Genomic DNA, 14,264 nt, shown 5'->3' on the forward strand with positions numbered 1-14,264 from the left:
CGAGGTATTGTTAACCTTTTCACGGTGCAGGCTGAGGATTTATTAAGAATTGACGCAATTTTTGAGACGCGCTGAATTGCCCTCTGGCGCCCGATTCTCTTTGGTTAACAAAGTGTTAATGCGAGTTTGCTGTGTTAACGGCTGCACCCCGCAACCTGTGGGTAACTGTGTGAACGCATTGATATTCAAGCAAAACGGGCGCCCCTTGGGCGCCCGCGTATCTGACTGAAGGTGGTAATCCCTTGGAATTACTGGCCACAGGCCCCGATCAGCGCCTCATATTGCTCAGTCACCCAGCCCAGGGCCTGCTCCGGGTTGCGTTCCTCGATTTTGCCGGTCAGGCGCTCGAACACCTCGGCAGAGCGGCTTTCGTCAACGATTGTGAAGCTCTGCCCGGTCATCACAACATCATAGAGGAAGAAGGCAATTGCGATCAGAAGAATGCCGCGCAAGACGCCAAAAAAGAAGCCCGCGCCCTGATCCAGGCCGCCAAGCGCCGACCGCTGAACAAGGGTGGAAAACAGCGGCGTGAAGAAGGAGACCACGATCAGCGCCAGGGCAAACACCGCGGCAAAGGCGGCAATGATCGACAATTCGCAGCTGTCGGCGATGAAGTCGCCGATCACCGGGATCTCCGCCATCAGCGGCTCCACCTGCGGCGCGAAGATGAAGGCCAGGACACCAGCGGCGATCCAGCCGGCAATCGCCATCGCCTCGCGCACGAAACCGCGCGAATAGGCCAGCAGCGCCGATACCACGATGACCAGGGCCACGACCCCGTCGATAATTGTGAAACCTTCCATGTCCCTCGCCCGTTTGCCTGCGATCTCAAATTTTTTGCGACTTTAACCGGCCCCGAAGAATTCGCCAACAAAACCTGCCAGATCGCCCGACTTTCTGAGGTTCAGGCCGTTTACGGACACGGTTTTGCTGCCGCCAGGGGCAATCGCCGCCGTGAAACCAAGTTTTTGCGCCTCTTTCAACCTGTTTTCGGTCTGCGGGGCGGGCCGGAGGGCGCCTGACAGCGAAATTTCTCCGAAAACCACCGTATCGGCGGGCAGGGCGACGTCCTCCCGCGCGCTCAGCAATGCAGCCGCTACCGCCAGGTCGGCGGCAGGTTCCGAGATCTTCATGCCGCCCGCCACGTTCAGATAGACGTCCAGGCCCGCAAAGGGGATGCCGCAGCGCGCCTCCAGAACGGCCAGGATCATCGCCAGCCGCGATGAATCCCAGCCCACCACCGCGCGGCGCGGCTGCGAATGGGGGGAGGGCGCAATCAGTGCCTGCATCTCGACCAGCACCGGGCGGGTGCCCTCAATGCCGGCAAAGACCACCGACCCGGGCGAGGGCTCGCCGCGCTCCGACAGGAACAGGGCAGAGGGGTTGATCACCTCGCTGAGGCCGCTGCCGGTCATCTCGAACACGCCGATCTCATCCGCCGGGCCAAATCGGTTCTTGACCGCCCGCAGGATGCGGAACTGGTGGCCGCGCTCGCCCTCGAAATACAGAACCGTGTCGACCATATGCTCGACCACCCGCGGGCCTGCGATCTGGCCCTCCTTGGTGACATGGCCAACCATGATGATCGAGATCCCGTGCCGCTTGGCGAATGTGGTCAGCTCATGGGCGGCGGCGCGCACCTGGCTGACCGAGCCGGGCGCGCTGTCCACATGGTCCGCCCACATGGTCTGAATGGAGTCGATAATGGCCAGCTGCGGCCTTTCCGCCTCCAGCGTGGTCAGGATGTCGCGCAGGTTGGTTTCGGCCGCCAGCTGCACCGGCGCATCCGCCAGCCCCAGCCGCTGCGCCCGCATCCGCACCTGGGCCGAGGCCTCCTCGCCGCTGACATAGACGGTCTTGACGCCGGCCTGGGCAAACCGCGCAGCCGCCTGAAGCAGCAGGGTGGACTTGCCGATGCCCGGATCGCCGCCCACCAGAATGGCCGAGGCTGCAACAAGGCCGCCGCCCAGCACCCGGTCCAGCTCGCCGACGCCGCAGCAGGCGCGCGGCGGCGGGGTTTCCCGGGTGGACAGATCAGTCAGCGGGATGGCGCGGCCGCGCTTGACGCCCAGCGACTTCTTGGAGGGGCCGGAGGACAGCCCCTGATCCTCGGTGATGGTGTTCCACTCGCCGCAGCCCTCGCAGCGGCCCGACCATTTCGAAAAGCTGGCCCCGCAGGCGGAGCAGGAGAAAGATGTTTTTGCCATTCCGGATCAGTGGCAGATGTTTCCCTTTTGTTCAAGGGGCTGCGCGCCGCGGCCTGCGGCGCGTCAGTCGGCGCGGCGCGGCGGCTGGATCGGCACCACGCTGCCGCCTTCCGGGTCCGACCCGTCCGGCTGGCCCTGCAACTGCGCCGACAGTTCCGGCAGCAGTTCGAACAATTCGCCGCGCAGCCGGGAGAGATGCGACTTGGCGATGCTTTCCTCGATCTCCACGTCGCGGGTCCACTGGCGCAGCTCATGCATGATGATCTGGGCATCCTCCAGCCGCGCCTTGAAGGTCTGCAGCTCCTCCTGCCGCTGTTTCAGGAACTGGCGGGCGCGGGCCACCTTGGCATTTGAATAGGTCTCCGCCAGTTCGCGGCTCACCTGGCTCATCTGCGCGGCGACTTCCAGCACATCCGGCTCCAGCCCCTGCAGGTCCGGGTGATCGCGCAGGAAGGTCAGCCGCTCCTTCACCGCATCAAACTCTGAGGCCAGCGTGAAAACGCCTGCGCGGTCGCCGGCATGAGCCAGCTGATAGGCCTGCAGCACGTCCTCCATGTTCATGGAAAACCGCCGGTGCGAGGTCTCAAGCGCCATGATGCGCCCGTTGGCGGGCAGAAAGAACGCCAGCATCACCGCCAACGCGGTCAGGGTGATCTGCGCGGCCATGCCGGCCCGCGGCATGACTTCGCCGCCAAGGCCCGCTTGCAGTGACAGCCAGGGCCAGACGCCCAGGGCGGCCAGCGTGGTTGCCGCCAGCATCGCCGCAGCGGCCAGGCAAATCAGCGCAAAGGCAAACCGCATCAGCACGGTCTGCGCGGTGAACAGGATGGATTGAATGCCGGCCATTGGCCCCCCTCCAGCAAATGCACGCCCGGAACCGGGGCCTGCAAGGCGGGGGAGCCCGAAAAGGGCGCAGCTGGCCAGGTCCGCGACGGTGCGTTTTCACTTGTCCGGTCTTATGAAATGGAGCGGTTTGCTCCCGGATCAAGGGTTTAACGCGGCTTGTGCTGCATCCTGGCCGTGCGTTCCGTCAGCATTCCCAGCACAATCGACGCCAGAATACAGGCGGTGAACAGGTACAATCCCCAGGCGGTCTCAAGCGTGGCAAGGCCGATGCCCTTGGCCAGCGTGATGTAAAGCGCGATCAGGAAAATGTCGGCCATCGCCAGTTTGCCCAGAACATGCAGCGCAGGCTGCACCCGTGCATCCAGCAGATCCCACTGCACCAGCGCGGTGCCGATGGTCTTGAGGTAGGGCGCAAAGATAGCAAAGAAGGTGACAATCAGCGCAAGCACGGCATCGCTGCCCCACAGGGATTGCAGCCCGGTGATCACCGAGATCTCGCTGAGGCCGAAGATCGGCAGCAGCCCCGCCCGCATCAAAGGGGCAAACCAGGCGACGGGGTAGAGGATCAGCAGCGACAGGGTCGCAATCTTTATCAGGCGTTTGTTCATTCGATGTCTCAGGCGCGCAATTTAGTCTGTACAATTCCGGTTGCCCACTATGTCCGCGGTAAGCTCTTTGCCTTGTTTTCTGAGGGCATCAGCTGCGAAATTCCGCAGCTTGTCGCTGGTCGCACATGGCGGAAGGCTGGTCGCTCGCGGTGTTGTGTACCAGACAAGTCCCCCGGCAGTCAGACATCCGGCTATAAAGAATACCAGAGCATGACGGAGTTTCAGCCTCCTGCCTGAATTCGAAGCGTCCTTACCTTGTTCTGCTTCCTGCTTGCTTTCTTCCTTCCGGTGCCCGCGGCGGTCCTCTGGAGGGTCAAAAAGAACCCAGCCAAGAAGCAAGCCAAAGACTGCGATCGACAAAGCGGAGAGGATGGCCCAGCCTGGGTAAAACTCTTCCTGCGAAGATAGCCCACCAAACATGAACCCGTACAGCAGGTACACAAAGCCTGCTGCGGATAGGGTGTAGGCTGCCAGCGAAAGTCCGCGTGCCCGCTGTGCCATGCCAAGCGCTTCGATGATCCCCCAAATAAGAGAGGCCACCATCAGAAAAAGGCCGCTGATGACAGCACCTATGAACTCGAAAACAGGAAAGAGAAAGGGTGCCAAGAGCTCTAAGAAAAAGGCCGCGACGCCCTGAAGAAATGCGAAAATTGCTTCAAAAACTGGGGCAAGCAGTGCCCCAGCTAAGTCTCCGAACGCCATTGACGGTTTCAAGATTCTACCTCAAAATGAATTCACACAGTACCTGATTGGTTCTGGCTGAGAATTCAAGAGAGGTGGTTCGAAGAAAGTCCACAGGTAGGGTAGTTCCTGAACGGGGAAGCTCTACCGCACCGCCTCAATCGGCCCCTCTGCGCGGCCGTGGATGAACTGCTCCATATAGGGGTCGCCTGACTGGTCCATCTCAGCCACCGGGCCTGTCCATTGGATCACCCCGCCGTGCAGCATCGCCACATTGTCGGCAATGGCGCGCACCGAGGTCATGTCGTGGGTGATGGTCATCGCCGTCGCGCCCATCTCCACCACGATCTCGCGGATCAGGTCGTTGATCACACCTGACATGATCGGGTCGAGGCCGGTGGTCGGCTCATCGAAAAAGATGATCTCAGGCTCAGCCGCAATCGCGCGGGCGAGGCCGACGCGTTTCTGCATGCCGCCTGACAGTTCCGCCGGGAACCGGTCGGCGACATTCGCCTTCAGTCCCACCCGGCGCAGCTTTTCGATGGCGATTTCGCGGGCTTCCTCCTGCGGGCGTTTCAGGGCACCGCGCAAGAGGCGGAAGGCAACATTCTGCCAGACCGGCAAGCTGTCAAACAGCGCGCCGCCCTGAAACAGCATGCCAAAGCGCGCCAGGAACTTGTCGCGGTCGCCTGATCCCGCCGGCTTGCCGTCGACGTAGATCTGGCCTGAGTCCGGCTGGATCAGCCCCAGGATGCTTTTCAGCGCCACCGACTTGCCGGTGCCGGAGCCGCCGATGATCACCATCGAGGTGCCCTTGGCGATCTCCAGGTTCATGCCGTTCAGCACACGGTTGTCGCCAAAGGCCTTGTGGACGTTTTCCATGCGGATCATAGCGAGAAGAACACCCCTGTGAGGACAAAGTTGGCGGCCAGGATCAGGACGGCGGCGGATTCCACCGACCCCTTGGTGGCCCGGCCCACGCCCTGGGCGCCGCGGCCCGACTGCATGCCGTAGTAGCAGCCCATCATCGCCGCGATAGTGCCAAAGGCGGCTCCCTTGACCAGCGAGGAGATGATGTCGAGCGCCTCCAGGAAATCGACGGTGTTCTTGAGGTAGGCCGCCGGGTTGAAGCCGAGGTTCTGCACCGCCACGGTGTAGCCGCCCATGATGCCGATGATGTCGCCGACACCGACCAGCACCGGCACCGTGATCAGCGCGGCCAGCACCCGCGGCGCCACCAGGTATTTCATCGGATGGGTGGAGAGCGTGACCAGCGCGTCGATCTGCTCCGTCACCTTCATGGTGGCGATCTCAGCCGCGATGGAGGAGGTCACGCGCGCCGCGATCATCAGGCCGACCAGAACCGGGCCGAGTTCGCGCACCATGCCGATGGCGACGATCTGCGGCACCACCGCCTCGGCGTTGAACCGGGCGCCGCCGGCATAGATCTGCAGCGCCAGCGCGCCGCCGGTGAAAATCGCGGTGAGGCCCACCACCGGCAGCGACAGCCAGCCGACGTTCAGCAGCGCCTGAAGGAACTCGCGCGGGTAATAGGGGGGGCGGATCATGTGGCTGAAGGCAGACAGGGCAAACAGCGCCGCGCGGCCGACAGCCGCCAGTCCCGCCAGGGCGGTGCGGCCCAGCCGGGCCAGGAGAGCGATTGGGTTCATCCCAGATAGGTCCGCGCCGACCGGTGGCCCGAGGAGGTCAGGATCTCATAGCCGATGGTGCCTGCCGCGTCGGCCAGCACGTCCACGGTCTGACGCTCATTGAGGATCGCCAGCATCTGCGGCACCTCCGCCAGATCCGTGACATCCACGGTGATCAGGTCCATCGAAACGCGGCCGACCACGGGGCAGGGGGTCTCGCCCGCATAGACGTGAATGCCGCCCTTGCCCATCGCCCGGTGCAGCCCGTCGGCGTAACCCGCGGCGACAGTTGCGATGCGGCTGGGGCGCTGGGCGACCCAGGCATTGCCGTAACCGGCGCTTTCGCCCGGTTCCATATCGCGCACCTGAATGACCGGCAGGTCCAGCTGCACCACCGGTACCGCATCCGTGAACGGCAGCCCGCCATAAAGCCCGACACCGGGGCGGCAGAGGTCGAAGTGATAGTCCTTGCCCAGGAGCATGCCGCCGGTCGCAGCCAGCGAGCGCGGCACCTCCAGCCCGTCCGACATCTCGCGGAAGGTCCTCAGCTGCTGTGCATTCATCTCGTGCGCGGGTTCATCGGCGCAGGCCAGATGCGACATCAGCAGAACCGGGTTCTGGCCCAGGGCGATCTCCGCCACCGCGGCCCATTCGCCATGCTCCATCCCCAGCCGGTTCATGCCGCTGTCCAGCTGCACCCCGAACGGGTGGCCCGGAAGCGTCTCGAAATGGCGCAGCATCTGGTCCAGCGAATTCAGCATCGGCGTCAGCTGGAAATCCTTCAACAGCTTCGCATCGCCCTCCATGTGGCCGGAAAACACCGAGATGCCGGGACCCGGTCCCAGCGCACGGCGCAGCGCGCCGCCTTCCTCGGCTGCCGCCACAAAGAAGTTGCGCGCGCCCGCCTTGGCCAGCGCCTTGCCCACCCGGCCTGCATCCAGGCCGTATCCGTTCGCCTTCACCACGGCTGCAGTCTCGCAGCCTGTCAGCGCATCCAGATTCCGCCAGTTGGTCACCAGCGCATCCAGGTTGATTGTCAGTTTTGCCGTGCTCATGCGGTGTTCATGACATGGGAGGTGCGCAGGTCAAGTGGGAAAACCCGCCAAACAGGCCATTTGTTGCCAGCTTTCAGGGCGCTGATCAGCCTGTTGCAGCCAGCTCAGGCGGGCATCTGCTGGGTGGCGCAATGGATGCCGCCGCCAAGCTCTGCCAGCAGATCGGTGTCCAGCATCACCAGTTCACGCTCGGGGTAATGGCGGCGCAGCGCCTCTGCGGCCAGCGCATCGGTGCGCCTGTCGCCGCTTTCAGGTGCGATCACCCCGCCGTTGCAGACATAATAGTTCACATAGCTGCACTGGCTGTTCACGTCCCTGATCCGCCCGGCCTCGGGCCAGGGAAGGGTGTCCACCTGAAGGCCCTCTGCCTGCAGATGCCGCTGCAACTGCCGGGCCGAGGCATCAAAGGGATCATTTGGATCGGGCGCGTCTGCCAGCATCATCAGCACGCGGTCGCCGCCGGTAAAACGGGCCAGCCCGTCGATGTGGTCGTCGGTCACGTCCTGGCCCTTGACGCCCGTGCCCCAGATCATCCGGTCCGCGCCATAGGCGGCCAGCAGGGCCGTTTCAATTCCGCTGCGGCTCAGGCCGGGATTGCGGTTAGCATTCACCCAGCTGCTTTCATTGGCCATCAACAGGCCATGGCCGTCCGCCTCCGCCCCTCCGGCCTCGCCCCTGATGCCGCTGTCAAACAGCGGCAGCCCCAGCCGTTCTGCCACCCGTGCGGCGATGCGTTCGTCATTCGGCAGATGGTAGCGGCCCCAGCCGTTGAAGTTCAGCTGCCGAACGGACAGCTGCCCGCGCGTGTCGCGCCCGAACAGCGGCCCGGAGTCGCGGCACCACAGATCATCTGCAGGAATGTCCCACAGCTCGACGTTGCCGGACAGCTTGCGCCGGACACGGGCGTGTTCCTCCGGCGCGGCCAGCATCACCACCGGCTCGAAAGCGGCCACCGTATTGGCAATCCGCGCGATCTGGTTCTGCACCTGCCTGCGGTAGCGCCCGGTGCCATAGACCTGGGGTGTCACCGGCCATTGCATGAATGTCAGCTGATGCGGCGCCTCCTCGGGCGGCACCCGGAAACCGTCCTCTGCCATACCCGGACCTCCCGCAATGGACAGGGCGCCGGCGCCCGCGGCACCGGCCATTGAACCGGACAGAAACCGGCGGCGGTTAATAACCGCCGTCCTCATGCCCCTGCTGCCAGGCCTTGGCGAGGTTGCCGAAGCGGGTGAATTGCGCCTCGAACGACAGTTCCACAGTGCCGATGGGACCGTGACGCTGCTTGCCGACGATCACCTCGGCCTTGGCATGCAGCCGTTCCATCGCCTGCTTCCACTCTTCCATCTTTTCCAGCTCGTGGTCACCGGGCTTTTCGCGTTCCTTGTAGTATTCCTCGCGGAACACGAACATCACCACGTCGGCGTCCTGCTCGATCGAGCCCGATTCCCGAAGGTCCGACAGCTGCGGGCGTTTGTCTTCGCGGTTTTCCACCTGGCGCGACAGCTGCGACAGCGCGATCACCGGAATGTTCAATTCCTTGGCAATCGCTTTCATCCCCATCGAAATCTCGGCGATCTCGTTCACCCGGTTGTCGGCCATGCCGCGGCAAAGCTGCAAATAGTCGATCACCAGAAGGTCCAGCCCATGCGTCCGCTTCAGGCGGCGGGCGCGCGCGGCCAGCTGCGAGATCGGGATTGCAGGCGTGTCGTCAATGAACAGCGGGCAGCTTTCCAGGTCTTTTGCAGCCTGCACAAAGCGGCGGAACTCGCCCTCTGTCATGTCGCCCTGGCGGATCTTGTGCGAGGAAATCTCTGACGCTTCCGCCAGAATACGCCCCGCCAGCTGCTCGGCGCTCATCTCGAGGCTGAAGAACCCCACCACGCCGCCATCCAGCGCGCCTTCCGATCCGTCGGGTTTCACCCCGCGTTTGTATGCCTTGGCAACGTTGAAGGCGATGTTGGTCGCCAGCGACGTCTTCCCCATAGAGGGGCGGCCTGCGAGGATGAGAAGGTCCGAGGGATGCAGGCCGCCAAGTTGCTTGTCTAGGTCGACCAGGCCTGTCGAGATGCCGGCCATGCCGCCACCGCGCTGGTACGCCTCGTTTGTCACATTGACCGCTTCGGTGACGGCCTTGAGGAACGATTTGAAACCGCTTTCCGTCTGGCCCTGCTCTGCCAGCTGGTAAAGCGCCTGCTCAGCCTCAACGATCTGCTCTTTAGGTTCTGATGCCACGTCTACGCGGCGCGCCTTGTCCGAAATCGATTGGCCCAGGGCGATCAGCTCGCGCCGGATCGCCAGGTCGTAGATCATCTGCGCGTAATCCCGCACCGCAAAGGCGGAGATCGACGCGCCTGCGAGCTTGGCCAGATAGGCCGGCCCGCCCAGTTCCTTCAGACCTTCGTGGTCCTCCAGGAACGCCTTCAGCGTCACCGGCGAGGCCAGCGCGTTCTTGGAGATCCGCGCCGCCGCCACCTCATAGATGCGGGCATGGACCGGGTCGTAGAAATGCGACGAGTCGATGATCAGCGCGATCTTGTCGTAGACCTCGTTGTTGGTCAGGATCGCGCCCAAGAGCTGCTGTTCCGCCTCCACTGAATGCGGCAGTTCGTTGTCCGGCATCGCCTGGTCCGCCTGCGCGGGGGCCGGCAGATGCTCCGGCATCGGGGCGGGGGGCGGCATGTCGCCGTCGAAAGGGGTAATTTCGTTCATCACTGCTCTCGTCACTCGGCCCGCTTATACGGTGCCGCGCGGGTTTCTCCTATCTGGGAATCTCTGTGGATTCCCTGTGGATAAAGCCGCAGGGTTTGTGGGCCGTTTACCACAAAAGGCCAGTAAGCCTGTCCTATCCAGGCTACATGATGCGGTGCGCTGTGGGAAGGCCCCAAGATCTGCGCATCAACCTGTGCGGGAAACGATTCGGGGCGGGCTTGTCCACATCCCGTCCCGTAACGCTTTCCCTTGCGTTAATCTGCAAGGGGCGCGGCAGGACACCGGTGCCGGCACGGGATGCAAATTGCCGCCCTGCGGGGGCGTGCAGGGCGGGCGGTTCCGCCCGCCATCCGATCAGGCCTTATGCGCGTCCTGCCAGGCGCGCGGGTCTTTCAGGAACTTTTCCACCTCGGCCAACGTCTCTTCGCTGAAGCTCTTCTGCGCCTTGGCCTCGGCCAGCACATCCCACCAGGTGCACAGGTAATGCAGCTCAACCCCGTGGTCGCCCAGGCGCTTAGTAGTTTCAGGAAAGATGTCGTAATAGAAGATCACCGCGGTGTGGCCGCAGGAGGCACCGGTTTCGCGGATCGCATCGACAAAGGACAGTTTGGAGCCGCCGTCGGTGGTCATGTCCTCCACCAGCAGCACCCGCTGATCCTCGGTCATCACCCCTTCAATGCGGGCATTTCGGCCATATCCCTTGGGTTTCTTGCGCACATAAGTCATCGGCAGCGCCATGCGCTCGGCCACCAGCGCGCCAAAGGGGATGCCGGCGGTTTCCCCGCCCGCAATATTGTCAAACGCCTCGAACCCCGCGTTGCGCATCACGGTCACGGTCAGGAAATCCATCAGCGTGGTGCGGATGCGCGGAAAGGAGATCAGCTTGCGGCAGTCGATATAGCTGGGCGAGGGCAGGCCGGAGGCCAGAGTGTAGGGCTCATCCGTGTTGAAGTTCACCGCGCCGATTTCCAGCAGCATCCGGGCCGACAGGCGGGCGATTTCTTCGCGGGAAGGGTAGGAGGTGGGGATCATGGCGGCAGGCATCCTTTGCGGCAGCGGTTTTGCTGTCCATAAACCGGAACTCCGCCGGTTAGAAGCCCCAGAGGCGCAACGCGCAAACGTTGCCTAGTGCTGTTCAGGATCAGGCCGGTCCCCAAGGGATCTCTTACCAAACGACATCGAAGCAGGGCTCTATTATGTAATTTGAAGTTAAACGAAGATCATCTTCCGCTTCAGGTGCTGGGTCATCGCCGCTTTGCTCCGGCCCAATCGGAATGACTTCAAATCCTTCTTCGCCAACCCCGCAGGGGTTCCACGCGGGGAGATCAAAATTGAAGTCTGTTTCATCCAGATCCGTCAAATCCACGTTCAGCAGTGTGATGGTGCTCCCATGCGCGTCCTCGATCAGAACGTCTTGGCCGTCCTGCCGGATGTGGTTTTCGAGCAGGTCGGTCATATCCGTGATGCTGGAAACTGTGCTGAGGTCGATCTTCTCAAGGCTGCTCGTCGCGTCGAAATCAGTAATGGTGTCGTTGCCAAAATTTCCGAATCCGTCCCAGAACACAAACAGGTCATCGCCAGCTCCGCCTGTCAGAAGGTCATCACCAAGCCCGCCGTCCAGCGTGTCCTGACCTTGCCCTCCGTCGAGGGTATCATTGCCGGTATCTTCCTGAATCATTTCGCCAGATGGTGCGGCCCTCACGAACCGCAGAGGCGACAAAAACCAGTTCTGGGTAAAGGTCCCACCCGATAGCTCGTCATCACCGTTGCCGCCAGAGAGGGCATCATCGCCGTTAGCGCCGCGCAGGCTGTCGTTTCCGGCTCCCCCGTCTAAGGCATCGTTGCCTTCCCTGCCGTTCAGGGTGTCATTGCCCTCGCCGCCGCTGAGGTCATCGTTGCCGCTAGTGCCGGTAATATTCAAGTCTTCCACCGTCCGGACGGTCTCAGGGTCCCAGTCCAGGGTCTGGTTCGGGTCCAGCGTCCCAGTGACCGGTTGCTTATGCGTGATTGAATTCTGAAAGTTCTGGTAATCGCCGAAGCTACTGATTTCCGGCAGGGCTGCACCTCTGAGGGCAAAGAGTTGGATACTGCCGCCGTCGATGCCCCAAAAATTATTGATTATCAGAACTACCGTGGTGCCACCGCTCCAGGTTATTTCGGAGAGGGTCAGCCTGGGCAATAGAATATCGTTGCCGTCCGCTGGCGCCTCGGGAAGCCCGGAAATCTCTGTGCCCGGGATGAATTGCACCTCGCCATCGGGCAGGAAACTGACGGGAGAGTAGGAGAAGGGTTCACCCTCAGAAACGTTTAACCGCAGTTCCAGATCGCGGGCTGCAAGGGAGGGAAGCAGCCGGCTTGGGCCGTTGTCCTGGATAGACTCTGTTGCGCAAATCGGTTGAGGGCCAAGGTTCCCCTTTCCCCAGACGGACTTATCCCACTGCCTCTGTGACGGGTATGCCAAGCGCGGTGAATCCGTTCATGACCGCAACACGGAGCTGAAGCTCGGCAACCTGACGTCCAGGATCCCGTGCCATCAGTCTTTGTCCCAGCAGTTTCATGCAGTGCATCTTGGTTTCGGCACGACTTCGGCGGTGGTATCCACTCCATTTCCGCCAAAGCGCTCGGCCAAGGTATTTCGACGCCCGCAGCGCTTCGTTGCGCGCAATCGCGCCTGCGGTGTCGGGTTTCCAGGGCTTGGCGTTCTTGCGGGGCGGGACGACGGCATTGGCACCTCGGTTGGCGATGGCATCGTGGCACTTGCGCGTATCGTAGGCGCCATCTGCCGTGACACTGCCGATCTCCTGCTCGGGCGGGATCTGATTAAGCAGTTCCGGCAGCATGGGCGCATCACCAATGTTGCTACTGGTGAACTCGACTGCCCGGATTTCCAGTGTCTTTTCGTCGATACCGAGGTGAACCTTGCGCCACACGCGGCGTTTCGAGCCACCGTGCTTGCGCGCATTCCACTCGCCTTCGCCCTCTACCTTTATCCCAGTGCTGTCGATCAGCAGGTGTAGCGGCCCCTCAGAACCACGATACGGGATGTTCACGGCGAGAGACTTCTGGCGGCGTGAAAGCGTGCTAAAATCCGGTACCGACCAGTCCAATCCACTCAATCGCAGGAGACTTTCCACGAAGCCGGTCGTCTGCCTGAGCGCCATACGGAACAGCACCTTCATCGTCAGGCAGGTCTTGATCGCGGCGTCGCTATAGATGGGCTGTCGGCCTCTCTTGCCGGTCGGCCGGGCCTCCCACGTCATCTCGGGATCGAACCAGATCGTCAGAGAGCCACGACGCTTCAGCGCTTCGTTATAGGCCCGCCAGTTCTTGATCTTGTAGGTCGGGGGTGTTGGTCTGCTCATGCCCTCCAGCTATCACGCTGGATTCATGAGATGAATCCCTCACCCGATTTGCGCAACAGAGCCGCAAGAGACTGTTTCAAGGAATTACCCGGCCACGTTCCAGAAAACGTCAAAGCCCGGGTCGAATACGGTGACGGGGCCGTCGCCGCTTTCGATCTTCTCCGGGAAAGCCACCGGCGCATCCTGCTTGGTCAGGGTCAGCGTCTCGCTGCTCACCGGCAGGCCATAGAACGCCGGGCCGTTTTCCGAGGCAAAGCCCGCCAGCTTGTCCAGCGCGCCCTCTTCCTCGAACACATGCGCCAGGAGGGACATGGTGTTGGTGGCGGTGAAACAGCCGGCACAGCCGCAGGCGCTTTCCTTGTTGGGGTCGGTGTGCGGCGCCGAGTCGGTGCCCAGGAAATAGCGCGCATCACCGGAGGTCGCAGCGGCCCGCAGCGCCAGACGGTGCTCTTCGCGCTTGGCCACCGGCAGGCAGTAGTAATGCGGCTTGATGCCGCCGACCAGGATGTGGTTGCGGTTGATGATCAGGTGGTGCGTGGTGATGGTCGCGCCCAGATCCCGCTCCTGGCTGGCCACGTAATCAGCCGCGTTTTTGGTGGTGATATGCTCCATCACCACCCGCAGGCCGGGGGTCGCCTTGCGGATCGGGTCCAGCACCCGGTCGATGAACACGGCTTCACGGTCGAAGATGTCGATGTCGTGGTCGGTCACTTCGCCATGGGTGCACAGCGGCAGGCCGATTTCGGCCATCTTTTCCAGCACCGCACGGACGTTATCGAAATTGGTCACACCCGAAGCCGAATTGGTGGTGGCGCCCGCCGGATACAGCTTCACTGCCTTGACCAGCCCGCTGGCGTGGGCGGCAGCCACATCCGCCGGATCGGTGTCCTCGGTCAGGTACAGCGTCATCAGCGGCTCAAACGCCATGCCTTCCGGCAGCGCCGCCAGAATGCGGTCGCGGTAGGCCGCGGCCTGCGCCCCGGTCACCACCGGCGGCACCAGATTCGGCATGATGATCGCCCGGCCGAAATGGCGGGCGGTTTCGGGCAGCACGGCCTGCAGCATGGCGCCGTCGCGCAGGTGCAGGTGCCAGTCATCGGGGCGGGGGATGGTGAGCGTGTCGGTCATGCGCGTGCGTTAGCAC

14 protein-coding genes are annotated in these 14,264 nt (G+C 62.7%); all 14 read right to left on the reverse strand.

The window, feature by feature from the left end:
* Positions 1-248 precede the first annotated feature (248 nt).
* Positions 249-803, reverse strand: coding sequence for a CvpA family protein (locus tag K3725_RS06080; RefSeq protein ID WP_260017931.1), 555 nt, complete (start codon positions 801-803; stop codon positions 249-251).
* 42 nt (positions 804-845) lie between these two features.
* Positions 846-2,207: a DNA repair protein RadA gene (gene radA / locus K3725_RS06085; RefSeq protein WP_260017932.1), complete on the reverse strand. Its 1,362-nt coding sequence runs from the start codon at positions 2,205-2,207 to the stop codon at positions 846-848.
* Between the two features lie 63 nt (positions 2,208-2,270).
* Positions 2,271-3,053: a DNA repair protein gene (locus tag K3725_RS06090; protein ID WP_260017933.1), complete on the reverse strand. Its 783-nt coding sequence runs from the start codon at positions 3,051-3,053 to the stop codon at positions 2,271-2,273.
* 146 nt (positions 3,054-3,199) lie between these two features.
* A complete protein-coding gene (locus tag K3725_RS06095) occupies positions 3,200-3,661 on the reverse strand; it encodes a paraquat-inducible protein A (RefSeq protein ID WP_260017934.1) in 462 nt (153 codons plus the stop codon).
* Positions 3,662-3,682: 21 nt separating this feature from the next.
* Complete coding sequence (locus K3725_RS06100; RefSeq protein WP_260017935.1) at positions 3,683-4,375, reverse strand: hypothetical protein; 693 nt, start codon at positions 4,373-4,375, stop codon at positions 3,683-3,685.
* Between the two features lie 111 nt (positions 4,376-4,486).
* Positions 4,487-5,233 carry an ABC transporter ATP-binding protein gene (locus K3725_RS06105; RefSeq protein WP_260017936.1) on the reverse strand — a complete coding sequence of 249 codons (747 nt, stop codon included), beginning with the start codon at positions 5,231-5,233 and terminating at the stop codon, positions 4,487-4,489.
* Positions 5,230-6,012, reverse strand: coding sequence for an ABC transporter permease (locus K3725_RS06110; RefSeq protein WP_260017937.1), 783 nt, complete (start codon positions 6,010-6,012; stop codon positions 5,230-5,232). Before K3725_RS06110 ends, K3725_RS06105 begins: the two co-directional genes overlap by 4 nt.
* Positions 6,009-7,046: an alanine racemase gene (alr, locus tag K3725_RS06115; RefSeq protein WP_260017938.1), complete on the reverse strand. Its 1,038-nt coding sequence runs from the start codon at positions 7,044-7,046 to the stop codon at positions 6,009-6,011. Before alr ends, K3725_RS06110 begins: the two co-directional genes overlap by 4 nt.
* Positions 7,047-7,150: 104 nt before the next feature.
* A complete protein-coding gene (locus tag K3725_RS06120) occupies positions 7,151-8,143 on the reverse strand; it encodes an agmatine deiminase family protein (RefSeq protein ID WP_311202221.1) in 993 nt (330 codons plus the stop codon).
* A 76-nt stretch (positions 8,144-8,219) separates the two neighbouring features.
* The gene (locus K3725_RS06125) at positions 8,220-9,758 is read right to left on the reverse strand and encodes a replicative DNA helicase (protein WP_260017940.1); all 1,539 of its coding nucleotides are present in this window, start codon (positions 9,756-9,758) and stop codon (positions 8,220-8,222) included.
* A gap of 354 nt (positions 9,759-10,112) precedes the next feature.
* A complete protein-coding gene (locus K3725_RS06130; RefSeq protein ID WP_260017941.1) occupies positions 10,113-10,790 on the reverse strand; it encodes an orotate phosphoribosyltransferase in 678 nt (225 codons plus the stop codon).
* A 133-nt stretch (positions 10,791-10,923) separates the two neighbouring features.
* Positions 10,924-12,219, reverse strand: coding sequence for a calcium-binding protein (locus K3725_RS06135; protein ID WP_260017942.1), 1,296 nt, complete (start codon positions 12,217-12,219; stop codon positions 10,924-10,926).
* The gene (locus tag K3725_RS06140; protein ID WP_260015482.1) at positions 12,188-13,120 is read right to left on the reverse strand and encodes an IS5 family transposase; all 933 of its coding nucleotides are present in this window, start codon (positions 13,118-13,120) and stop codon (positions 12,188-12,190) included. Before K3725_RS06140 ends, K3725_RS06135 begins: the two co-directional genes overlap by 32 nt.
* An 84-nt stretch (positions 13,121-13,204) precedes the next feature.
* The gene (gene pyrC, locus K3725_RS06145) at positions 13,205-14,248 is read right to left on the reverse strand and encodes a dihydroorotase (protein WP_260017943.1); all 1,044 of its coding nucleotides are present in this window, start codon (positions 14,246-14,248) and stop codon (positions 13,205-13,207) included.
* Positions 14,249-14,264: the final 16 nt, after the last annotated feature.

This window comes from Leisingera sp. S132, assembly GCF_025144465.1.
GTDB lineage: Bacteria > Pseudomonadota > Alphaproteobacteria > Rhodobacterales > Rhodobacteraceae > Leisingera.